General features: G+C 66.8%; 17 protein-coding genes. 7 read left to right on the top strand and 10 right to left on the bottom strand.

Annotation, left to right across the window (positions count from 1 at the left end):
- Positions 1-34: 34 nt before the first annotated feature.
- The 3 genes from EBE87_RS18960 to EBE87_RS18970 form a co-directional block, all read right to left on the bottom strand.
- Positions 35-745 carry a metal-dependent hydrolase gene (locus EBE87_RS18960; RefSeq protein ID WP_120636305.1) on the bottom strand — a complete coding sequence of 237 codons (711 nt, stop codon included), beginning with the start codon at positions 743-745 and terminating at the stop codon, positions 35-37.
- 84 nt (positions 746-829) lie between these two features.
- Positions 830-1420, bottom strand: a complete 591-nt coding sequence (locus EBE87_RS18965; protein WP_120636306.1) for a DUF4286 family protein — start codon at positions 1418-1420, stop codon at positions 830-832.
- Between the two features lie 6 nt (positions 1421-1426).
- A complete protein-coding gene (locus EBE87_RS18970; RefSeq protein ID WP_120636307.1) occupies positions 1427-2230 on the bottom strand; it encodes an alpha/beta fold hydrolase in 804 nt (267 codons plus the stop codon).
- A 298-nt stretch (positions 2231-2528) separates the two neighbouring features.
- Here EBE87_RS18970 and EBE87_RS18975 point away from each other — a divergent pair, with 298 nt between their 5' ends.
- Together EBE87_RS18975 and EBE87_RS18980 are read left to right on the top strand one after the other, a co-directional pair.
- A complete protein-coding gene (locus tag EBE87_RS18975; protein WP_233552949.1) occupies positions 2529-3548 on the top strand; it encodes an amidohydrolase family protein in 1020 nt (339 codons plus the stop codon).
- 13 nt (positions 3549-3561) lie between these two features.
- Positions 3562-4110: a carboxymuconolactone decarboxylase family protein gene (locus EBE87_RS18980; RefSeq protein ID WP_120636309.1), complete on the top strand. Its 549-nt coding sequence runs from the start codon at positions 3562-3564 to the stop codon at positions 4108-4110.
- A gap of 237 nt (positions 4111-4347) precedes the next feature.
- Here the strand turns inward: EBE87_RS18980 and EBE87_RS18985 are convergent, their stop codons facing one another.
- Positions 4348-5571 (bottom strand): ABC transporter substrate-binding protein, encoded by a 1224-nt coding sequence (locus tag EBE87_RS18985; protein ID WP_120636310.1) that lies wholly within the window; start codon positions 5569-5571, stop codon positions 4348-4350.
- 83 nt (positions 5572-5654) lie between these two features.
- Entirely contained in the window at positions 5655-6653 is a 999-nt protein-coding gene (locus tag EBE87_RS18990) for an NAD(P)-dependent oxidoreductase (protein ID WP_120636311.1), read from the bottom strand.
- Between the two features lie 78 nt (positions 6654-6731).
- On the opposite strand from EBE87_RS18990, the gene EBE87_RS18995 reads away from it, so the two are divergent.
- Positions 6732-7283: a thiamine pyrophosphate-binding protein gene (locus EBE87_RS18995; RefSeq protein ID WP_120636312.1), complete on the top strand. Its 552-nt coding sequence runs from the start codon at positions 6732-6734 to the stop codon at positions 7281-7283.
- Complete coding sequence (locus tag EBE87_RS19000) at positions 7283-7876, top strand: thiamine pyrophosphate-dependent enzyme (RefSeq protein WP_233552951.1); 594 nt, start codon at positions 7283-7285, stop codon at positions 7874-7876. The genes EBE87_RS18995 and EBE87_RS19000 overlap by 1 nt, the downstream gene beginning before the upstream one ends.
- Positions 7877-7898: 22 nt before the next feature.
- Here the strand turns inward: EBE87_RS19000 and EBE87_RS19005 are convergent, their stop codons facing one another.
- On the bottom strand, positions 7899-8807 hold the full coding sequence (locus EBE87_RS19005; protein WP_199707009.1) for a LysR family transcriptional regulator: 909 nt from the start codon (positions 8805-8807) through the stop codon (positions 7899-7901).
- A gap of 160 nt (positions 8808-8967) precedes the next feature.
- Positions 8968-11169 carry an SF1B family DNA helicase RecD2 gene (gene recD2, locus EBE87_RS19010; protein ID WP_120636314.1) on the bottom strand — a complete coding sequence of 734 codons (2202 nt, stop codon included), beginning with the start codon at positions 11167-11169 and terminating at the stop codon, positions 8968-8970.
- A gap of 139 nt (positions 11170-11308) precedes the next feature.
- On the opposite strand from recD2, the gene EBE87_RS19015 reads away from it, so the two are divergent.
- Positions 11309-13636 carry a type IA DNA topoisomerase gene (locus tag EBE87_RS19015; protein ID WP_120636315.1) on the top strand — a complete coding sequence of 776 codons (2328 nt, stop codon included), beginning with the start codon at positions 11309-11311 and terminating at the stop codon, positions 13634-13636.
- A 37-nt stretch (positions 13637-13673) separates the two neighbouring features.
- On the opposite strand, the gene EBE87_RS19020 is transcribed toward EBE87_RS19015, so the two are convergent.
- Positions 13674-15008, bottom strand: coding sequence for a cystathionine gamma-synthase family protein (locus EBE87_RS19020; RefSeq protein ID WP_120636316.1), 1335 nt, complete (start codon positions 15006-15008; stop codon positions 13674-13676).
- Between the two features lie 283 nt (positions 15009-15291).
- Complete coding sequence (locus EBE87_RS19025; RefSeq protein WP_120636317.1) at positions 15292-17310, bottom strand: phage head spike fiber domain-containing protein; 2019 nt, start codon at positions 17308-17310, stop codon at positions 15292-15294.
- Between the two features lie 336 nt (positions 17311-17646).
- Between EBE87_RS19025 and EBE87_RS19030 the strand changes: the two genes are divergently transcribed.
- Together EBE87_RS19030 and htpG are read left to right on the top strand one after the other, a co-directional pair.
- Positions 17647-18576 (top strand): hypothetical protein, encoded by a 930-nt coding sequence (locus EBE87_RS19030; RefSeq protein ID WP_199707011.1) that lies wholly within the window; start codon positions 17647-17649, stop codon positions 18574-18576.
- Positions 18577-18788: 212 nt separating this feature from the next.
- Positions 18789-20627, top strand: a complete 1839-nt coding sequence (gene htpG, locus EBE87_RS19035; protein ID WP_120636318.1) for a molecular chaperone HtpG — start codon at positions 18789-18791, stop codon at positions 20625-20627.
- A 170-nt stretch (positions 20628-20797) separates the two neighbouring features.
- Here htpG and EBE87_RS19040 read toward each other — a convergent pair whose 3' ends face one another.
- A complete protein-coding gene (locus EBE87_RS19040; protein ID WP_120636319.1) occupies positions 20798-23068 on the bottom strand; it encodes a N,N-dimethylformamidase beta subunit family domain-containing protein in 2271 nt (756 codons plus the stop codon).
- Between the last annotated feature and the right edge of the window lie 2 nt (positions 23069-23070).

Raw genomic sequence — 23070 nt, forward strand, 5'->3', positions numbered from 1 at the left:
CCGCGCGCCCCGCATCGCTTCGCTGACCCGCTGATCAGACGGTGCAGGATTCACCCACCGCCAGAACACGCACGCGCCCGGCCTGGTCGCCCATCTCGCGCAGGAAAGGCTCGGGAGACTGCACCAGCGGCGGGAAGGTGCCGTAGTGGCAGGGCAGCACCGTCCCGGCATCGGGCAGGAAGCGGCGCATGGCCAGGGCGGCGCTGCGCGGGCCCATGGTGAAGCGGTCGCCGATCGGCACCATCACGACCTCGGGCCGGTAGAGCTCCGCGATCAGCGCCATGTCCGAGAAGATGTCGGTGTCGCCGGTGTGGTAGACCACCGGCTCACCCGCCGCCCTGGGGCTGATCACCACGCCATTGGGCAGGCCCAGGTTGTGCAGTACGCCATTCTCATCCAGCTCCGAGGAGGAATGGAAAGCGGTGGTGAGCGAGACGGTGAACTCACCCTGGTCGGTGGTGCCGCCGGTATTCATCGGGTCGGTGGCCGCGACACCCTTGGCGGCCAGGAACTGGCACAGTTCGAAGGTCGCCACCAGCTTGGCGCCGGTGCGCTGGGCGATGGCGACCGTGTCGCCGACATGGTCGCCATGGCCATGGGTCAGCACGATATGGGTGGTGCCGGCCGTGACGGCTTCCACATCGCCCTTGAAGTTGCCGTTGCCGGACAGGAAGGGGTCGATCAGCACCACGGCGCTGCCGAAATCCAGCCGATAGGCGGAGTGACCGAACCAGGTGATCTTCATGCTTGTCTCCTCGCCACGTCGCGTTCGCCGCGGCTGTAATGCCAAACCGGGCCGATGGCTACCGGCACAAGGCCCGTCAGGGGGTCAGAAAGGCGTGTAGGTGCCGACCATGTCGAGCGCATCGGCCAAAAGGCCGAAGGGCGTGGGATCGAACTGCTCGGACATCGGTGCGCCCGTGTCCACCAGGCCGATGAAGTCGGTGCCGGCAGACCCCGCGTCATGCGCCAGCACGCGGACGCGCCGCACCTCAGGCCGCATCCCGAAGCTGGCACGCATCGCCGTCACGATGGCATCGGCATCGCCGGCCTTCAGGCCACGGAAGCGCAGCAGCAGCAGGCGGGCGGGGCGTGTGGCTTGGCCGCCGCCGGAATAGATCTGCTCGCCGGTGAAGCGCTGCACCCTGGCCCGGGCCGTGATGCGCTTGGTCCAGGGCGTTGCCTGGTCAAAGGATACGCGCAGGTATTCGGGCGACTCTATTACGGCCACCGAAGCCAGATCATAGAAGGCAAGGTAACGAGGCGCGCCACCGGCGAGGCTGTGGAAGCGCGTTCCGCTTTCGAAGCCCGGAATGGCGAGACGGTCCGGAACATGCTCCGTGTCGTACCAGGCGTTGAATTCCTCCTCCAGCGCCGTGGGCGGATGCATGAGCACCAGCAGGTAGCCCTTTCTCGACATGCCCTTCTATCCTCTTCCTGGCGGCTTGCCGCCGATGATGGGGGCGAGGAAGTCCAGCACCCGGGCGGCGAAGCGCGCAGGCTGCTGGTAGGGCAGGAAATGCGCTGCTTCCTCATCGATCTCCAGTTGCGCCGTGCCAGCCGGCAGAAGGCCCGATACCTCCTCCGCCAGCGCTGGCGGCAACAGCAGGTCGTGGCGGCCGGCGACGAGCAATGCCGGGCAGCGGATACGGCGCAGGTCGGCAGTGGCATCCGCGGTGGCAAAGCCCAGCACGGCATCGGCATAGGCCGCGGCATCCTGCGCCGCGAAGGCGGCAAGATAGCGGGCATGACGCCCGTCGCGTGGCTGCGCGGCGAAGGGGCGGTCCACCGCGTCTGGCAGGATGGCGGCCATGCCGCCGGTTCTCACGGCGTCAGCGCGGGCCCGCAGCATGGTGCCCGCGGCTTCACTGGTGCGCGGTGTCGGATTCGACATCACCACAGCCGGCACGTGCTCAGCATGACGCGCGGCGTAAGCGGCGGCGACCATGCTGCCCATGGCACAGCCAATGGGAATCACGGAAACCAGCCCCAAAGCGGCCCTCAGGGCTTCCAGGTCCTGGACATGCCGGTCGAGGCCCGGTGGCTGCGCCGCGCGTGGAGAAGCGCCAGCGGAGCGAAGATCCACCGCGAGGCAGGGAAGATGCGGCTCCCATAGCGGCAGGCTGGCAGCCCAGAAATCCAGCGCGGCGCCAAGGGGATGAAGCAGCAGCAGAACTGGCCCCGTATCGGCAGGGGGTCCTGTCAGACGGTGGTGCAACACAGCCGGCATCACTGCGCCGGCCCTTTATTCAGCCCGACGGGGATTCCAGTATTGCTGGGGTGGCGCATTCGGGCCTCCTCACATCCTGCTGACACTTCTACGAGGCGCATCCGCTGTCAATCGAGCATCGCTGATACCACAACAATCTTTGGGAGAGCGGTGCGGGCAGGAATGATTCCAGAAGGCTGCATAAGGAGAGTCGACGGCCCCCGCGCATGTGCATAGGATGAATCCGGGCGTTGGACCGGAAGGTGCGCCCCAAGAAGCTTTGGAGGATAGGCCCCTGAGCACGACCGCTGCCGCACCTGTGCGGCATCCTACCATTCGTCCGGACTGGCTCGCCCGCAACGCGGAACCGGCGCTGGAGCCTGATCTGCCCATTGTGGACGCGCATCACCACCTCTGGGACCGGCCGGGCGATCCCTATATGCTCGATGAATTCCTGGCCGATGCTTCCGGCGGCCACGCCGTGCAGGCCAGCGTCTTCATCGAATGCAACACCTCCTATCACCCGGACGGCGACCCGCTGTTCCGTCCGCTGGGGGAAACGGAATTCGTAGCGGCTGCCGCAGCCCGTGCCGCGTCGAGACCGCACGGACCGCGCGTCGCGGATGGCATCGTTGGCTTCGCGGACCTGAGCGCCGGTGCCGCCGTCCGCCCGGTGCTAGAGGCGCAGATCGAGGCGGGGCGAGGGCACTTCCGCGGCATCCGGCAGATCGCTGCCTGGCATCCAGACCCGGCAGCGCGAGGCTCCGTGGCCACGCCGCCGCCCATGATGATGCTCGATCCAGGCTTCCGCGAAGGCTTCGCGCAGCTTGCGCCATTGGGACTGAGCTTCGACGCCTGGGCCTACCATACGCAGCTCGCGGAGCTGCGCGACTTGGCTGATGCCTTCCCCGAAACCCGCATCGTCTTGAATCATGTCGGCGGCGCCATCGGGATCGGGCCTTATGCGAGCCGCCGGCGCCATGTTTCCGCGGCCTGGAGCGCCGCGATCCGTGAACTCTCGCATTGCCCCAATCTGCATGTGAAGCTCGGCGGGCTGGGGATGCGGCTCTTCGGCTTCGGCCTGCATGAAGGCGAGGTTCCACCGGATTCTGTGCAACTGGCTGAACTCTGGCGGCCCTATATCGAGACTTGCGTGGAAGCCTTCGGGCCGCAGCGATGCATGTTCGAAAGCAATTTCCCGGTGGACAAGGCCAGTTGTGGCTACACGGTCCTGTGGAATGCCTTCAAGCGCATCACTGCTGGATGGTCGGAACATGAGCGGGCAGCATTGTTCCACGGCAATGCCACGCGCTTCTACCGCCTCGGCGAAACGGCCTAGGAAGGAGCTGGACATGGCACGTGTACCCATCCTGAGCCGTGAAGATCTGGCGCCCGAACACCAGGGCATCCTGGCACGCGACATCACGTTGAATCGTGTTCTGGCCAATAGCCCAGAGGCAGCCAAGGCCTTCGACAACCTCGGCATGTTCATCCGCCATCGCAGCCGCCTTGATCCGCGGCTGCGCCAACTGGCAATATTGCAGATCGGGTGGCTAGCGCGGAGCCCCTATGAATGGTCCCATCATGTCCGCATCAGCCGTGACTTCGGCGTGCCGGATCATGACATTGCTGCCATCGCCGCGGAAACTGACGGGCAGGGCAGCAGCCTTGATCCGGTTGCCAAGCTGGTGCTGCGCGGTGCACGGGAGATGTTCCACGGGCCTGGAATGTCGGCAGAAACCTTCGATGCGCTGCGCCCGCACCTGGACCCGGCGCTGCTGACGGAGCTGACGGTGGTGGTAGCCTTCTATTGTGGTGTGGTGCGGCTGCTGGCGACGCTCGAGGTGGATGTGGAGCCAGATTATGCGCAATACTTGCAGGAATTCCCGCTGCCACAATAATGCAGAACACGCTGGCACAGGCCGGTGCTGGCCGGCCTTCTGAGCATCCGAGGCAACGCGGTGGTTCAGGCGAGGCAGATACCTCGCGCCTCGACCTCTGCCGCGCCCATAGATTTTTATGGGTCCGGCTGACCTGAAGACCGGCACGACGACACATGAACTATAAGCGTTGCGCAGATATCTTCGTGCCTGCCGTCTTCCGCGTTAGCATCCCTCCTGGATCGATGGGCCTTAAGCCTAGGTTCGCACCAGCGGGCAGGCGCTCAGCTGTAATGGCTTGACCGTGTCCTCGGGCGCCATGGTAGAGATGAGCTTGCAGTAATCCCACTCCTGCTGGCTTTCAGCCGGTGTTTTCACCTGCAGCAAATAGGCTGCCAGTACCGCCCGGCCGTCCGCGCGAATGGTGCCGGAACCGAAAGCGTCGTCTTGTGTCGGCATCTTCTTCATCTGCGCCACCACTGCGGCGCCGCTTTCCTTGGCGCGGGATACCCCGAGCGCTCCGACAGCCTTCAGGTAGTGAAGCGTGGTGGCGTAGCATCCTGCATGCACCATACCGGGATAGGCGCCACCCATGACCGGCAGCACGCGCTTGGTGAAAGCCCGCGTCTGCTCATTGGTGTCCCAGTAAAAGCTGTTGGTGAACAGCAGGTGCTGCATGGTCTGCAGCCCTGCCGCTTTGATGTCGTTCAGGAACATGACCAGGGCCGCGACCTTCATCCGCTGAGTGATCCCGAACTCCTGCGCCTGCTTGATACAGTTCGGCAGATCGTTGCCGCCGAGCGCCAGGCCGATGACCTCCGCGCCGCTGCTGCGCGCGGCCAGCAGCGTGGCCGAGAAGTCGGATGTTCCCAGCGGTACCCGTGAGCCGCCCACCACGCTGCCGCCCGCCTCCTGCACAAATGCGGTCGTTTCAGCTTGCAGCGAGTGGCCAAAAGCATTGTCTGTGGCGATGAAGTACCACTTGCGGCCGCCGCCTTTCACCGTCTCCGCCGCCACGGCCTTGGACAGCATATAGCCGTCATAGGTCCAGTTGATCGTATTCGGCGTGCAGAGCGCATTGGTGAATTCGGTGGCGGTGACGGCCACGCCCAGGCAGGCTTTGTCCTTGTCCCGCGAAACGGTTGCGGCGGCGAGGCCGACGGCGGAGTTCGGGCCCGCGATCAGCATGTCGACGCCCTGCTGGTCGAACCAGCGCCGGGCGAGTGTCGCGCCGATATCCGCCTTGTTCTGATGGTCGCCGAATATGATCTCGACATTGAGGCCGGAGACCTTGGGCATCATCTCGGCTGCGGCCTGCCGTGCGCAGGCCACGCCGGCCGGGCCAAGAAGATCGGTGTAGATGCCGGAGAAGTCAGCCAGAACGCCGATTCGGATAGTGGGTGCCTGCGCGATGGCAGGCGTGGCCAGGGTGGCCGCGAGGCCGGCCGTCCCCTGAAGCAGCGCGCGACGCGATGTGGACATTGGGCGTTTCCCTGTATGTCAGCATGGCCCGCCCTCTACGGGGCGGTGCATGTTGTCGGTGGGCCGGCGATCCGGCCCGCCGTTCAGCGCAGCCGGGGTTTCTCGATGCCGGCCAGGTCGCAGAGCGCGTCCACCATGGCCGAGAAGTCCTTGCCGCCGAACCCGCGCGACCGTGCCGTGCTGAAGGCCTCGCGGGCGGCGGCGGCCATGGGCATCGGCACCTTCGCCATATTGGCCGCATCGACGATCAGCGTCAGATCCTTGTGCGCCAGGTCGATGGTGAAGCCGGGCTCGATATCGTCCTTCAGCACCTTTGTCGGCCACGCGATCTTGAGCTGCCCGTTCACCGCCGTGGTGCCATAGAGCACGTCCAGCGTTGTCTCCAGTTGCAGGCCGAAGCGCTGCGACAGCGCCAGCGCCTCTGCATTCATCTGGCAGGAGGCAACGGCCAGGAAGTTGTTCACCAGCTTGGTGCGCGTGCCGCTGCCCACGGGGCCGCAATGGTGGATGGTCGATCCCATCGCTTCCAGCAGCGGCCGGACCACCTCGAAATGTTCGGGCTCGCCGCCCACCATGAACAGCGACTCACCGCGGTCCGCATGGCTGGCGAGGCGGCCCACCGGCGCGTCCACGAAGCCGATGCCGCGCTCCTTGGCCTGCCGGGCCAGGCGGTCGGTGGTCTCAGGGTCGATGGTGCTCATGTCCAGCACGATCGAGCCAGGCTTGGCATTGGCCAGCACGCCCTCCGCACCGCCCACGACCTGGTCCACGATGGCGGAGTTCGGCAGCATGGTGACGATCACCTGGCCAGCGGAAGCCACCTCGGCCACGGTTGCCGCGGCACGCGCCTGCAGCAGTTCCAGCTCGGCCACCGCCTCCGGATTGATGTCGTTGACGACCAGCCGGAACCCCTTGCGGCAGAGGTTCGACGCCATGGGGCGCCCCATGCGGCCCAGCCCGATGAATCCGACATCCATGCCGGTCTCCTCCCTTGATCTTGTGGCGTGCGTCTGTCGCGTACGTCTGGCACAGGAACGATTTAGCAACGCTTCTCGGGCGTCGATCCCATACAAGAACGGCATGGCAGAATGACCGAATTGCGAATTCGGCTCGGAACCGATCGGCTTTAGCCCTCTTGGAAAGCATCAAGGGGGTAGACCATGAACCAGATTGCCGGCCCTCCAGCCAGCGAGGTGGATACCGGTTGGCCAGTGGCCATCTATGGCGCGCTGAAGCGTGCCCGGGTGCGCCAGGTTTCGTATGTGCCGGATGCCGGGCATTCCCGCCTGATCAACCTGGCGCATGAGGACACCGCCATGGCGGCCACCGTCCTGACCACCGAGGAGGAGGGCGTTGCCCTGGCGGCGGGGGCCTGGCTGGGCGGGGACCGGTCCGTGCTGCTGATGCAGTCGAGTGGTGTCGGCAACTGCATCAACATGCTGTCGCTGCTGAACTCCTGCCGCTTTCCCTTCCTGACCCTGGTGACCATGCGGGGCGAATGGGCCGAGTTCAATCCGTGGCAGATCCCGATGGGCCGCGCGGCCGCTGCGGCGCTTGAGCTGATGGGCGTCACCGTCATGCGCCTGGATGAAGCTGACGAGGCCGATGAGATCGTCACCGCAGCAGCCGATCTCGCCTTCGAAGGGGATCAGCAGATCGCCGTGTTGATCTCCCAGCGCCTGATCGGCCGCAAGAAGTGGGTGAGCGAGTGATGGCCATGCAACCGGGCACGATGGATCGCCGCCACGCCGTGCGTGACCTGCTGGCGGACCGGGCGGAATTGTTGGTGGTGAGCGGCCTCGGCTCGCCCAGCTATGACGTCTTCGCGGCGGGCGACGATGCGGCAAATTTCTACCTCTGGGGCGCCATGGGCGGCGCCGCGATGATGGGGCTGGGCCTGGCCCTGGCCCGCCCGCGGCAGCCTGTGGCGGTGATCACCGGCGATGGCGAGGCCATGATGGGCGTCGGGGGGCTGCTGACGATCTCGGTCCGCAAGCCGCCCAACCTGACGGTGGTGGTTCTGGACAATGGACAGTTCGGCGAAACCGGCATGCAGCGCAGCCATTCTGGCTTCGGCGTCGATCTGGCGAAGCTGGCCCAGGGCGCTGGCTTCTCCGAGGTCGTCACCATCCGGAACCTGGAGGGGGTGGCAGCCTTCCGCCCCCGCCTGCAGGACGTCGCCGGAGGACCACGCTTCGCGGTCCTGCGCATTGCTCCAGGAAACCAGGAGCGGGCTCTGCCGGCGCGGGACGGCGTGTATCTGAAGAACCGCTTCCGCGAGAAGCTCGGGCTCCCGGTGAGCTGAGGCGGGCGTGCTGGTGGTGGCGTCACGTCTCCAGTTGGATGTCCCAGAGGCCCTCCTGCCACAAGCAGCGGACCTCTTCGACGATCAGGTTGGCGACGGCTGTGGCCGCCACGGAGGAAGGGCGGTCAACCGGTGCCGCCAGCACAAGCTCCCGTGTCACGGCGGGGTTGAGCGGCGCCGCCTCCAGCCGTCCTGCCCGCAGTTCGGCGGCGATGGATGAGGGCGGGAGGACACTGAAGCCCAATCCTTCCTCCACGAAGCTGGTCAGCACCCGGTAGGAATCGGCTTCCAGCATAACTCGCAGGGAAAGGCCACGCTTGGCCGCCGCGCGCTCGATCAGGGTGCGCAGGCCATGGGAATGGCTGGGCAGCACCAGCTTCTGCTGCGCCAGCCATGCCAGCCGGACCGGCCCGGCTTCCCTGAGCCCTGAGCCTGGCGGCCCGACCACCACCACCTCGTCGCGGCCGAGCGGCTGGGCCGAGAGATGCAGGTCCACAGCCGGGCCATAGATCAGTGCCAGGTCCATCTCCCCACGGTTCAGCCATTCCAGGAGATGCCCGCCGTAGCTTTCAACGATGCACAGGGCTACATCCGGCAGTTCATTGACCACGCGGCGCGCGAAGCGGGCCGAGAGCACGGTGCTGACCGTAGGCACCAGCCCCAGGACGACGCGCCCGGCAGGGGAGGCGCTGAAGGACTGGATGTCGTCGCGCACCTGCTCCATCTGCCGGACCAGTCCGGCCGTACGCTCCAGCAGCATGCAGCCGGCACTGGTCAGCTGCATGCCGCGCCCGTTGCGGATAAAGAGCTCGGTACGCAGCTCGTGTTCCAGCAGCTTGATATGGCGGCTCAAGGCGGGCTGCGCGATGCGCAGCCGGTCCGAGGCCTTGCTGAGGCTGCCCAGTTCTGCCACGGCCTTGAAGGTCCGCAACTGGCGAAAATCCACTCGCTCCTCCCATCTGCCCCGCCGGCACCGTTCTCTTCCGGACCGATGATGCCCGATTCAGCGGCCAGCATCTCAGCAGAGATCGGCTGCCAGGAAACGTCCTGCCGGTGCCAGGCGGCCGCATGGGCCTGGCCCGCCGAGCGTCTCACCCGGATACGGGCCGCAGAGGACCGTCCTGCATCCACTCCTTGAGCTTGGACCACCGCCGCCGCGTGTTCTTGTTTCCAACCGCGATAGCCAGCGCGCGCCGCTGGCCCACCAGCACGACCAGCCGCTTGCCCCGCGTCACACCGGTGTAGAGCAGGTTCCGGGCCAGCATGGTGTAGTGCTGGGTGGTGAGCGGGATCACCACGGCAGGGTATTCCGATCCCTGCGCCTTGTGGACTGTGGTGGCATAGGCCAGGACCAGCTCATCCAGCTCGCCGAAACCATAAACGACCTCGCGCTCCTCGAACCGGACCGTGAGTTCTCCTTCCTCGAGGTCGAGGCGCGATATGATGCCGAGGTCGCCGTTATAGACCTCCCGGTCATAGTCGTTCGCCACCTGCATGACCTTGTCCCCGGGGCAGAAGGTCCAGCCGAAGCGCTCCACCCGCAGCTCCCCCGGCGGGTTCAGCGCCTTCTGCAACTCGATGTTGAGCGCGCGCGCCCCGAGTCCGCCGCGGTTCATGGGACATAGCACCTGGATATCCCGCACGGGGTCCAGCCCAAAGCGGGCAGGGATACGCTCCCGCACCACCGCCAGCAGCTTGCGCACCCCTTCCTCCGGGTCGGCCGCATTCACGAAGTAGAAGTCCGACCCCTCGGCCTGGCGCAGCTCGGGCATCCGGCCCTGGTTGATCCGATGGGCATTGACGATGACCTGGCTTTCAGCCGCCTGCCGGAACACCTCGGTCAGCCGGACCACCGGCAGGGTCCCGGCGCCGATGATATCCGCCAGCACCTGCCCCGGCCCCACCGACGGAAGCTGATCCACGTCGCCCACCAGCAGCAGGGCGGCCTCGTCCGGCAATGCCCGGAGCAAGGCCCGCATGAGGGGGACATCGACCATCGAGGTCTCGTCCACCACCAGGAGCTGGCATTCCAACGGGCGTTCCTCGCTCCGCTTGAACCCGCCGGTCTTGGGGTCGGCCTCCAGCAGGCGGTGGATGGTGCGGGCTTCCAGCCCCGTGCTGTCCGTCAGGCGCTTGGCGGCACGGCCGGTGGGCGCGCAGAGCACCACCTGCACGCCCTTGGCCCGCAGAACCTGCAGGATGGAATTCACCAGTGTCGTCTTGCCCACGCCGGGCCCGCCGGTGATGACCAGCGCCTTGGAGCGGAGCGCGAGCCCAAGGGCCTGCCGCTGGCTGGGCGCGAGGGAAAGGCCGGTCTTGCCTTCCACCCAGGGGATGGCGCGTTCCGCGTCGATGGCGGGCCAGGGCGGCTGCCCCGCGGCAAGAGTTTTCAGCCGTTCCGCGATCACCTGCTCAGCCCGGTACAGGCCGGCGAGGAAGACGCAGCGCTCGCCCTCCAGCGTATCGGCGACCACCTCGCCGGCTTCGAGTTCCAGCTTCAGCGCGGCCTCGATCAGGGGCGGGGGCACCACGATCAAGGCGGCGGTCTGTGCGGTCAGCTCCTCCACGGGCAGGCCGCAATGCCCTTCGCCGGTGGCCTCGGCCAGCGCGAAGGAGATGCCGGCCCGCACCCGGATGGTGGTCGTGGGCTCGATCCCGAGCTTCTGCGCCACGAGGTCGGCCGTGCGGAAGCCGATGCCGCGGATGTCGCGGGCGAGGCGGTAGGGATTCTCGGTGATGACCTGCACGGCATTGACGCCATAGGTCTTGTAGATCCGCACGGCTCGCGAGGTGCCGACACCATGGGCGTGCAGGAACAGCATGATCTCGCGGATCACCTTCTGCTCGGCCCAGCCCGCGACGATGCGGGCCGCGCGCCGGGGGCCGATGCCCGTCACCTCCCGCAGCCGGCCCGGCTCCGCCTCGATGAGGTCGAAGACCGCCTCGCCGAAGGCCCGCACCAGCTTCCTCGCATAAGCCGGGCCGATGCCGCGGATCATGCCGGAGCCGAGATAGCGCTCGATGCCTTCCAGGGTGGTGGGCGGGCTCGCCTTCAGGAATTGCGCCCTAAATTGCAGGCCATGGCTGCGGTCGTTGACCCAGCTGCCCGAGAGCTGGACCCACTCGCCGGCCGTGATCGTGGCGGCATGGCCAACCACCGTGACCAGGTCCTTGTGCCCCCTGGCCTTCACCCGCAGGACACAGAAGCCATTCTCGGCATTGTGGTAGGTGATCCGCTCGACCAGCCCTGCCAGGGCCTCGGTGGGTGCGGATTGGACGGTCGCAGCGGCCATCGGCCCTCAGATCGGTTCATCAAAAGCCCAGGGAAGCGTGGCGCAGCCATGCCGGTATTGCCACTGCTGCCGGGCTGCCCCTCAAGATGGGACTGGCAGGCCGGCTTTGGAACCTTTAGAGAACATCCGAAGGGTGCCCATGACCGACCAGCTTGTCATTACCGAAAAGTCCAGCCAGGCCAAGGACGTACGGGCCGCCATCGGGGGCCGCTACGGCGTGGTCCTGCCGGCGGAAGGCCATCTGTTCGACCTGGTGGAGCCGGAAGAAGCGGTGCCGGCCTGGAAGCGCTGGTCGGCGGTGCTGTTGCGGCCGGATGGCCTCTACGGCACCAAGCCTGCTTCCGGAGGCAACAAGGCCTCCAAGCTCAAGGCCATCCAGGCGGCGCTGAAGAGCGCCAAATGCGTCTGGCTCGCCACGGACTGCGACCGTGAGGGGCAATTGATCGGCCAGGAGATCCTGGAGCACCTGAAGTACCGCGGCCGGGTGATGCGGGTGATCTTCACCGCCCAGGACCCCCGGACCATCCAGGATGCCTTCGCGAAGGCCCGCCCCAATGCCGAATATGCCCGCCTCTATGCGGCCGCCGTGGCACGCCGCCAGGCCGACCAGATCTACAATCTGTCCCTGACCCGCACCGCCACCGTGACCCTGGCGCGTGGGGCACGCACGGTGATCGGGGTCGGGCGGGTCAAGACACCGACCCTGGCCATTGTCTGCCGGCGTGAGCTCGAGATCCGCCACTTCGTGCCACAGCCCTATTTCGAGGTGGTGGCGACGGCCGAGGTCTCCGAGGGCCGGCTGCGGATGCGGCACGCGCCGAAGGACCGGATCCTGAAGCGCGAGGATGCCGAGGCCATCGCGGCATTGGCTGAGGGCTTCCAGGGCCCGCTTGCCGTGAAGGTCGAGGACAAGCGCCAGGGGCCGCCGCGGCTGCATGACCTGCCCTCCCTGCAGAAGCTGTGCGGTTCCCGCTTCGGCTGGTCCGCGGCGCGGACGCTGGAGGTCGCGCAGCAGCTTTATGACGGTGAGGGCAAGAAGGTCATCACCTATCCCCGGGCCGAGACGCGCTACCTGCCGGAAAACCTGATCCCCGACGTGCCCCGGATCGTGGCGGGGCTGCGGGTCGGCCGCGCCTTCAGCCAGATTCCGGTACCCGACCCGGCGGTGATCCGCCGGGGTGCCAGCGGCGCCTTCCACGACAAGGGCCTGGAGGGTGCCAGCCACCATGCCATCATTCCCAACGTGAACACCGTGGATACGCTGCGAGAGGCTTGGCCGCGCCTCTCGGCCGACGAGCGGAAGCTGTTCGACATCATCGCCCGCTCCTACCTTGCGGCCATGATGCCGGATTTCCGCTACCGGCAGACAACGGCCACCCTGGACGTGGGCGGCCACCAGTTCCGGGCCTCGGGGCGGCAGCCGATCGACCTGGGCTGGCGCGCAGCCTTCCCCGAATGGCAACCGGCGGAAGAAAAGGGCGAGGACGCGCAGCTTCTGCCCGCGCTCCGCCATGGCGAGGAAGCGCGACTGCACGATGCCGCTGTCGAGGACAAGGAAACCCGCCCCCCGCCGCGCTACAACGAGGGCACCTTGATCGAGGCCATGCAGAATGCCTGGCGCTTCGTGGAGGACGAGGCCCTGCAGGAGCGGCTGAAGGAGGCCAAGGGGATCGGCACGCCCGCGACCCGTGCCGAGATCATCCGTGGCCTCAAGGCACAGGACTTCCTCACCATCGAGGGCAAGCACATCGTTCCGACGGAGCGGGGCCTGTCGCTGCACGCGGTGCTGGAGCGGGCGGACCCCGCGCTGGTCGATCCCGGCGTGACGGCGCAGATGGAGCGGCTGCTGGACGAGGTTCTGGTGGGGCAGCAGGACATGGGAAGCGCGATCGATGCCGTCTGTGCCCAGGCCAGCCGCATCATCGCGCAGTTGCAGGAAGGGGTGGGGGCTCTGGCTCCCGCGCTTCTCGGCGGGTCAGCCAGGCCAGGGGGCTCCGACCGGCCGCCCACGGCCGCGATGAAGCGCTTCGTGGATAGCCTGGCGCGGCAGAAAGGCATCAAGCCGCCGCGTGGCTATACGGCCTCGGGCGCCCTCTGCCGCAGCTTTCTGGACCAGCATGCGCCCAAGAGGGACGGAGGGAGCGCCGCGGATACAATGCCGAGTAAAGCCGGATCGCCAGACCAGGCAGGTGCCGATGCCGGAACTGCGCCAGCCCACGCGCCCCGGAAGCGGAAGGGTGCGTCCAAGCGCGCCACGCAGGCCGGCCCGCCAGTCCGCAGCAAGCCGGCGAGCCGTGGCGTGAAAGCCAGCCAGGCTGCGGAATTGCCGGATGGCGACACGCCGCTGAACATTCCGTTCGGCAACAAGGAGGCGGCCCTGAAGATGGGCGCCCGTTACCGGCCCGGCGGCTGGTATGCGCCAAGCGGCGTGGATCTGGCCGGCTTCCGGGAACGCGGATGGCTGTGACAGGCTACACAGGCTGAAGCCCTTGGGCACGAGAAGGTCAAGGCCCTGCTCCCTGGGCTATTGAAAGGACTGCCTGTGGCGCATTGGCTGCCGCGCGCCTGAATGCCTGGTCGAGGTCACGGATCAGGTCGTCCGGATGCTCAAGCCCGACGGACAGCCGGATGAGCCCCTCATTGACGCCGCTCATGCTGCGCGCCTCCGCCGGAACACCGGAATGCGTTGTCGATGCCGGATGGCAGATGAGGGATTCCGTGCCGCCGAGCGACACCGCAAGCTTGAAGATCTGCAAAGGATTGAGGATGCGGAAGGCGAGCGGCCGGTCATCCGCGACCACGAAGGAGAAGGTTGAACCCGGCCCCGAGCACTGGCGCGCGTAGATGGCGCGGTCCCGCTCGGAGGCGGGATGCTCAGGATGCAGCACCTTGCAGGGAATATGCGGGTTCGTGGCAAGCCAGGCCGCGACCTTCCTGCCGCTCTCCGCAGCGCGTTCCATGCGCAGCGACAGGGTTTCCATCGAGCGCGACAGCATCCAGGAGGAATGCGGGTCGAGCTGGAAGCCATAGGCCGAGCGGGTCTGACGCACGGGCCGCAGCATGTCGCGGGAGCCGGTGATGCCGCCCGCCACGAGGTCGGAATGGCCGCCAACATATTTCGTGAGAGAGTAGACGCAGATATCCACCCCGAAATCGAGCGGCTGCTGGAAGACCGGGCCAAGCATCGTGTTGTCGCAGACGATGATCGGGCGCTGGCCGGAGCCGCGCGACCATTGATCCACGGTCTGTCGCACCAGTGCCAGATCCGTCAAGGCGTTCGTCGGGTTGGCGGGGGTCTCGAGGTAGACCATCTTGACTGGCCCCTGCCGTGCCGCCTCGCCGAGCGCCTCCTCCAGGGCCTCGGCGCTTGCCCCGTCCGTGAAGGCGAAGGGGTGGATGCCCCATTGGGGGAAGACCTTGCCGAGCAGGGTTTCCGTTCCGCCATAGAGTGGCGTGTAGTGCACAATGCTGTCGCCCGGCCGGAGGTAGCTCAGTGCGACGGCGCTGATCGCCGCCATGCCCGAAGCGGTGACGAGTGCGGTCTCGGCATGGTCGTAGATCGCCAGACGGTCCTCCACGATCTCCAGGTTGGGGTGGTTGAAGCGGGAATAGACCAATCCTCCCGCGCCCATTCCGGTAGGCGCCGGCTTACGTCCTGCCACGACATCGAAGAACTCGGCGCCCTGTTCAGCGCTGTCGAAGACGAAGGTGGAGGTCAGGAAGACAGGAGGCTTGACCGCGCCTTCCGACAGCGTGGGGTCATAACCAAAGGCCGTCATCTGAGTCTGCGGATGAAGCGCGTGCCCATCCAGATGCGTTCGCCGGAAGTCTCTCGCCATAGCTGCCTCCCATCCTTTTGGTGATCTTAAGCTGCTTGGAGAGGAAGATCCGGCCTGCTTCCGCTCACGATCCCGGGATCATGGCGATGGATGATGATATCAGCCACGAACCTCCTGGGCCTGATTATAGCATCAGGCAGCTGTCATGCAGCGGCTGAGGGAGGGCTTGACCCAGGCTGCATGACTGGCAGCTCACGGTCAGGCGCCTGCGGACTGCGAGTTCCATGGCCGGCTTGCTGTACCGCACCAGTCACATCCAGAGGGAGCTTGCGGAAGCCTGCCTTCAGGAGAACCAGACATTGCCGTCGTTGAGGGTGCCGGTGAAGCCTGCCAGCGTGATCTTCACGTCAAACCCGAGGGAGTGCAGATCGATGATGGTGTCACTGGCCGTATGACTCACTTGGCCAGCGATATTGCTGAAACTGGTGAGGCCGGCGAACTTCTGGAAGACCAAAGCATCTGCATCGGCTGCTTTGAAATCCGCGATGGTGACGGTGCTGCTGACGGCTTCGAAGGCAAACTGGTCGCGGCCGGCGCCACCCATCAGCGTATCCACGCCGCCGCCGCCCAGGAGCCTGTCGTTGCCATTGCCGCCCGTCAATCGGTTCGGCCCCAGATCACCGATCAGCAGGTCGTTGAAACTGCTGCCCACCAGGTCATGGATACCCGTATCGATCGCATGCGCGGTTCCGCCCGGTGTGCCGCCATGCTCGGGTTGCGAAGCGAGAATGGCGTTGAACCAGTTCTGTGCCATTTTGACGTAACCGGCCTCACTTGGATGCTTGCCTTCATAGAGGTCGGAGAGCGTGAGGTTGCTCATGGACAGCAGGCTGACGTTGAGGCCTTCAGCCATCGCTTTCTGGACTGAAGCCGTGATGGCCGCATTCACGCTCGTGACCTTGTTCGGGTCCGTGTGCGCGGATGAAATCGGCGGCAAGGTCGCGACATAGACGTGAACAAGTGGACTCACCTTCGCAACACTGTTGAGAATGCTACGGATTTCCTGACCAATGGTGTTCTGTGGTGCGCTCTCCTGCGTGATATCATTGGTGCCGGCCATCAGCAGGATAGACACTGGATCGCCTTCGGCCAGAATGCCCGGCACCGGTTGCATCAGACTATTGACGCGTAGCGCCAGCTGATCTGCGCGCTCGCCTGGAAAGCCGGCGTGGTCAGGGTCTGGAAGCTTGGCTGAACCAGAGCTCTGCGGACCGATGAAGTCAATCAGCATATGTTGCGCTGCGAATTTCCACCACAACGGGTTGCGGTAGCCGTTGGACGCGCCGCTCTGGCCAAGATCATCCTCGCGCCGCCAACCATAGGTGAGGGAATCGCCCAAAGGCATGAGGGCGATGGGATGGCTCCAGTCATGGCTCGTAAGATCAGCGACAACGCCGCGACTAGATGTAGCAAAGCTCAGGGTTCCTGGATCGGTGTTCCCCCGGATGGTGAGGGTGAGTGTGGAGGAGACGACCTCTTCGACAGGCGTGGGATTGGCGATGGTGACAGGTGCGGTGGTGGTGGCCAGGTAGCTTTGCGCGGTGGCGCCGGGGTTGAGCTGCGCGCCCCAGACCTCGAAGACGCCGGTGGCCGCCTGGCTGGCATTGTGCATCAGCGCGACATTGCCGCTGCTGGAGCCATTGCCGGTGAAGGTCCAGGTGAAGCGCTGCCACTCGCCGGTGGCGACGGCGGATTGCAGGCTGTTGCTGCTGCCGTTGTAGTAGTTGAAGCTGAAGTTGCCATCGCCGCTGGCCAGGCGCATCCAGACACTGAAGGTGTGCTGGCCGGACACGGCGGCATTCTCGAAGATGCCGCTGTTGGCGCCGGAAAGCGTCAGGCGCTCGGCGGTGTTGCCGCTGCCGATGGGGGTGGCGGCCACGTCGGCCGTGACGGCCGGAAGCGCGCCCGAGACGGCGAAGCGGCTCCAGGCGGCGTTGTTGAAGGCCTCGGAGTATGTGAGCAGGTTCTGCCAGGGCCCTGGCTGCTGCACCAGATGCGACTGCCCGTCGGACAGGGTGTAGCGGAAGGTTTCGGTGACCACCTGGCCGGCGCTGAGCGCCTGGACATTGGCCTGGTTGCTGGCCAGCGTGTAGGTGTACTTGCCGTCGGCGCCGAGCAGCAGGGTGCCGTAGGTGCCGGCCAGGGCGGTGCCCACCTTGGCCGCCTGGCCATTGATGGCGGTGACGCGCAGCGGGTCGCCCTCGGCGTCGCGGTCATTCGTCAGCACATTGCCCGTGGCCACGGGCGCCGTGCCCTTGGTCACCGAGCCAGTGTCGGGTGACGCTATCGGTGCGCTGTTCATGCACGACCTCCCGGCTTGACGCTGCTGAAGCGGCAATCACATCCCCGGCAGAATTCTGAAGCATGCAGTCTTGGTATTGCACCAGAGGCTAGCCCTGGCGGAGCGCCACACGCCATGGCGCAAAGGTGGTAGATTGTTCCTGGGTTGACGATGTTACGGCTGCCGCCCTGATCTCTGCTTCAGCCAGGGGCATGATCCAGCCCGGCGTTCAGCGCCTGCCTGACGCAAGCCTGCCGGCGCACCGACAGTGCCGCGGCGGCGTGGGGGGCTGGTATGCTGGCGGAGGAGGCGGACGGCAGGATCACTGCAGGCTACGTGACCATAAGGGAATGACGGGTGGCTGACGAGACGGTGGAGTTCAGCGCAACGCAGCAAGATGCCGGCGATGGTGCGCCAGGAGCTACGGCTGCCTTCCCATACGACCGCATGACCGTGGAGCGGTTCCGCAAGGCCTTCCCGCAAGCCCGGTGGCGCGACGACCTAGGCGCCTGGTTCGTGCCGGGCACACGCGCGGAACAACGCCTGACCAAGTGGATGAGCCGTGAATGGTCGGGCGTGCTGGCCTATGCCGATGCGCGCGGCCGCGACGCCTTCACCTTCGAGCCCATTGCAAGCCCCTATCTGGAGGTTGCTGACGGCTTTGTAATCCGGACCCCGTATTCCCGAACAGCCATCGCCGAGTTGCGGGCCGTGCCCTGGGCCCGGTGGGACCCGACATTGAAGGCCTGGCGGGTGCCATTCCGTTCGTTCGGGGAGTTGCAGAAGCGCTGGCCTGCCATAGAAGCCGCCGCCCGCCGCGCCGAGCCTGAAGAGCGGCGAAAACGCGAGGAAAGCCGCAAGACCTCTCCCGAGCATGCTGACAGGCGCGCCGAAGCCGCCGAGCGCCGCCGGAACCGGTATCCTGTGCCGGAGGATGCTCTGCCACCACTTGGCCGCGTGGTGATGACCCATGTGGGTTGCATCATCTTCGAGGCCGTCACCGGCGAGTTGGTCGAGCCTCTGATCGCTGCTCGCTTCTATCCCAACGTCAGCGCCGGAGCAGCCACACTTGTCTGGGCGACATGGCGCAGACCCGGCCATGCCGAGCTGGTTCAGGCATGGCCTGCACGAACACCACCCGGGCCAGCCGACCTTGCGCGCGGCTGGTGGCAGCCGACGATCGAGGTGCTGCGGCAGGAACGCCGCAAAGCGGCATCTCTGGAACGAGCACGGGACACGCGCCGGGCCAGGCTCGGTGTGGCACCGTCTTCCGAGGAAAGCGGTTGAAGCGTGATAGCCGCGGCTTTCATCGAAGGCGAAGTAAACTCACAGGCCGCGCTGTTCTGGAGCAGCGCCCAGGGAGGACCCGTCAGGCTGCAGGCGAAGGCAAACCGGCTTCATGGTCAAGGCTAAGGTTTCCGCGCACTGAGCCGTTGAAAGGCGGCCGCTGATCTCTCATATCGCGCCGCGCTGAGCCTGAACCTAGAGGGAGATGCATTGTGAGCGAAGCCTTGGAGCGGCATGAATTTGGCGCCGAAGTGGGGCGCCTGCTCGATCTCGTGGTCCACGCGTTGTATTCGGAGCGTGAGATCTTCCTTCGTGAACTGGTCGCCAACGCCGCCGATGCGGTGGACCGCCGACGCTTCGAGGCGCTGACCGATCCGGCCCTGATGCTGCCGGGCGAGGCCAAGCTCCGCATCATCCCGGACAAGGCCGCCCGGACCCTGACGCTCTCCGATCCCGGCATCGGCATGAGCAAGGCGGAACTGGCGCAGCATCTGGGCACCATCGCCCGCTCCGGCACCCTGGCTTTCGCCAAGTCGCTGGCCGATGCCCCGGCGGCCGAGAAGCCCAGCCTGATCGGCCAGTTCGGGGTCGGCTTCTACTCGGCCTTCATGGTGGCGGACCGGGTGGAGGTGACCTCCCGCCGCGCCGGTACCGAGGAAGCCTGGACCTGGGCCTCCGAAGGCCGGGGCGAGTATACCCTGGCCCCCGCCACGCGCGATGAAGCCGGCACGGACATCGTGCTGCACATCAAGTCCGATGCGGAGGAGTTCCTGGAGCCCATCCGGCTGCAGACCATCATCCGCAAGTGGGCCGACCACATCACCATCCCCATCACGGTGGTGCGGGACGGGCAGGAGGAGCCGGCCAACGAGGGCACGGCGCTCTGGCGTAAGCCGAAGTCGGAGATCACCGAGGAGCAATACGCCGACTTCTACCGCCATGTCGCCCACACCTTCGACAAGCCCTGGGCCACGCTGCACTGGCGGGCCGAAGGTGCGGTGGATTTCAGCGCGCTGTTGTTCATCCCCGGCATGAAGCCCTTCCAGGTGGTGGAAGGGGAGCGTGAGAGCCCGCTGCGCCTGCATGTCCGTCGCATGTTCATCACCGAGGACGCCAAGCTGCTGCCGCCCTGGCTGCGCTTCGTGCATGGCGTGGTGGATACCGAGGACCTGCCACTGAACGTTTCCCGCGAGATGCTGCAGGCCACCCCGGTGCTGGGCCGCATCCGCAAGGCCGTGACCAACCGCGTGCTGTCCGAGCTGAAGTCCCGCGCCAAGGACGCCGAGGACTATGCCAAATTCTGGGAGAACTTCGGCATCGTGCTGAAGGAAGGCGTCTGGGAGGATGCCGAGCACCGGCAGGACGTGGCCGGGCTGCTGCGCTTCCGCTCCTCGGCGGTGGAGGGCTGGACCTCGCTGGCCGAGTATGTCAGCCGGATGAAGCCGGAACAGGAGGCGATCTACATCCTTGCCGGCGACAGCACGGATGCCCTGGCCAAGTCGCCTCAGCTGGAGGGCTTCAAGGCCCGTGGCGTCGAGGTGCTGCTGCTGGCCGACCAGATCGACGCCTTCTGGCCGGAGCGGCTGGACAGCTTCGACGGCAAGCCGCTGCGCAGCATCACCCAGGGCGATATCGACCTCTCCAAGCTGCCGCTGGAAGGAGAGGCTGCGGCGGAGCCTGCCGATCTGGCCCCGCTTCTGCCGCTGCTGAAGGACGCCTTGAAGGACGAGGTGGCGGACGTGCAGGCCACGGACCGGCTGGTGGGCAGCGCCGTGGTGCTGGCCGCCGAGGCGGGCGGGCCTGACCTGCAGATGCAGCGGCTGCTGCGCCGCGCTGGCCGCGCCTTCGGCCCCGACCGGGCGGTGCTGCAACTGAACCCGCGCCATCCCCTGATCCGCCGGCTGGCGGAGCGTGCCGGCGCCGGGGCAGACCTGGCGGAAACGGCAGGCCTGCTCCTGGACCTGGCCCGCGTGCAGGATGGCGACACGCCGCGTGACCCGGTGGCCTTCGCCAGCCGGGTCGCCGCGGCGCTGGCGGCGGAAGCGGGCTGAGAGCCGGATCGCGGGTGCTCGCCCAAGGGCGGGCGCCCGCGTCTCCCTCCACGCGGTGCCTGGGGAAGCGTGAGAACCCGCCCTGAGCTATCGCACCTGCCGCCGGATCATCGGGCGAGGATTTCCGTGGCGCCCGGACGCCTCGGATCAGTCGGTTGGGAAAGGCTGCTTCAGAACGGCCTTGGGTCCAGGAAGCGCCGCAGGACGTTGAGGGTCAGGCGGCTGACGTTGTTCTCATAATCATTGCAGGTGAGCGCGCAGCTATAAGCGATCGACCCTGTGGAGAATACCGCGCCGCCGCCCGCCGTCGGGAAGAAGACAAGATCGGCCCGCACCCTGGCGTTCTGGTCGCCCATCAGGCCCCGGTGCAGGGTCCGGAATTCCTCGGGCACCGGCACGCCGCCGTAGCCCAGCTGGTCGGCCGTGGCGAGCCAGACGAGATCTGGCGGGGAGCCCAGCGTGGGTTCCACCCGGTCCACCTCGATGCCGGCGGCCCCGTTGCCGCGCAGGCCGAAATCGCCCAGCGGCGCATCCAGGTCGATGCCCTGCGTCAGCCAGGACAGGGCCGGGTCCCGCGCCGCCTCAAGCCAGCGGTAAGGCGCCGATGCCGTGAAGACCTGCGCGTCGAAGCCGACGCCCACCAAGCGCTGCGGCGGGCGGCCATTGGTACGCCATGTGCCGGAAGGCTCCCCGGTGAAGGCCAGGCTGTCCTCGCCGGCCTCGCCTTCCCAGGTGCGCAGGCCGATCATGCCGCGCCGCACCTCCATGGTATGCGGCCGCGTGGGATGGAAGGCGATGCGCCAGTAGAAGCCATTGCCGCCGAGATACATGTGCCGGCCGCCGCCACGCTGATAAGCGTCGAAGGCATCCAGCATGGGGCGCGAGACATATTCCGGGTGGGAGCCCGTGATGACGCAGGCATAGGGCCGCAGCACCTGCACGCCGTGGCGGTCGATGTCCTCGTCCGTGACGATGTCATAGTCTTGGCTGAAATGCTCCAGCCAGTCGAGGACATGGGTGTCGTTGCCATAGTTGAACACGGCGCCGCGCGGCCGCATGTTCAGGATCGGGCGGGCACCGCTGCTGATGGTCCAGCCGCTGCCGTCGTTATGCGTGTCGTAGGTGGAGAGGCCGAGTTCGCGGTGGCTCTGCAGGTACACGTCGTCTGGGGAGAGCGCGATCACGCCCTCCAGCATGGCTTCCGCGTGCACCTGGTCCAGCCGCAGCGCGCTGTTGGCATAGGCGAGGAAGGTCGCGGTGCTGGCGACGAAGGCAAGGCGCGACGAGGGCCGGCCAACAGGCGCGCGCACAAAAAAGGCGACAAAACTCTCCACCGGTTCCGGGCTGTCGGTCCGCGCGCGCAGGCGCAGGGCATAGAAACCGGGCTTCCAGTTGGCCGGAACAGTCAGGCAAAGGTCGGCGGCCCAGCCGGCATCGGCCATGTCGTCCCGGTGGAAGTGGATGGCGCCGTATTGCCAGGGCGCCTCAGTCCAGCTTCGCGTGCTGCCATCCCAGTTCGCGCCGGTCATGGCGCGCGCCGGCATCTGGCGCAGCAGGCCATCCAGCCGGTTGGCCGAGAGGTCATGCAGCCGGTCGGTGGGGATGCCGTCGGAAAAGTCCCAGGCGGCCAGCAGCAGCGGGTCGCCCGGTGACGGGCGCTGGGCCTCGCAAAGGCGGTGCAGCGCATCCAGCGGCAGGGGGGCACCATAGAGGCGAGGGCGGTCCAGCTTGCCGTCGAGGAGGCCCAGCACGCGCGGGGAGGGACCCTGCGCCGCCGCATGGCCTGCCATGGTCAGTGCCGTATCCATGGGCCAGGAGAGCGCTGCCGGGCCGGGTGCGGCGATATCGGCGGAACGGTCCCGCCCGGCCTGTGGGTCCAGGCTGCGCGCCATGATCCGGACTTCGCGCGCGGCGGGGTCCCAACTGCCGCCGATCAGCACCCATTCGCGCTCAGCCAGGGGATGGGGCGAGACGGCCCGCCAGCTCTGGCCGCCATCCGAGACGATGAACTCCGGCCGTCCTTCAGCGTCCAGCCCAAGGCGCCAGCCACACCCCTCGGCCTCGCACCAGCGCGCCAGCACCGTCTGCGCCGCCGCCCCGTTGTATTCGGCGCCGGGGGCGGTGGGCCAGAGGAAGGTGCCCACGGTGAAGCCGGAGAAGGCCGTCAGCGCCGGCGCATCGGCCACGATGCCGCAGGAGCCGGGATGGAGCGGCTGGTTCCGCAGCGGCACCGGCCCGTCGATGGGCGTGCCGGGGAAGGTGAGCTTCAGCCCAGGGCCATTCGGGTCAGGGTCGGCGCAGCGCACGCGGGCCACCGCCGCTTCCGCCAGATCCAGCGCCGGGCTGGATAGGTGAAAGCGCACCTCCTCCCCCGCGGAGACAGCCAGCGGCCAGGCATAGCCCAGGATGGAGGTGGTATCGACCGTACCGGGAACCGGCATCA

This window comes from Teichococcus wenyumeiae (assembly GCF_003696345.1).
In the GTDB taxonomy this organism is placed as follows: domain Bacteria; phylum Pseudomonadota; class Alphaproteobacteria; order Acetobacterales; family Acetobacteraceae; genus Pseudoroseomonas; species Pseudoroseomonas wenyumeiae.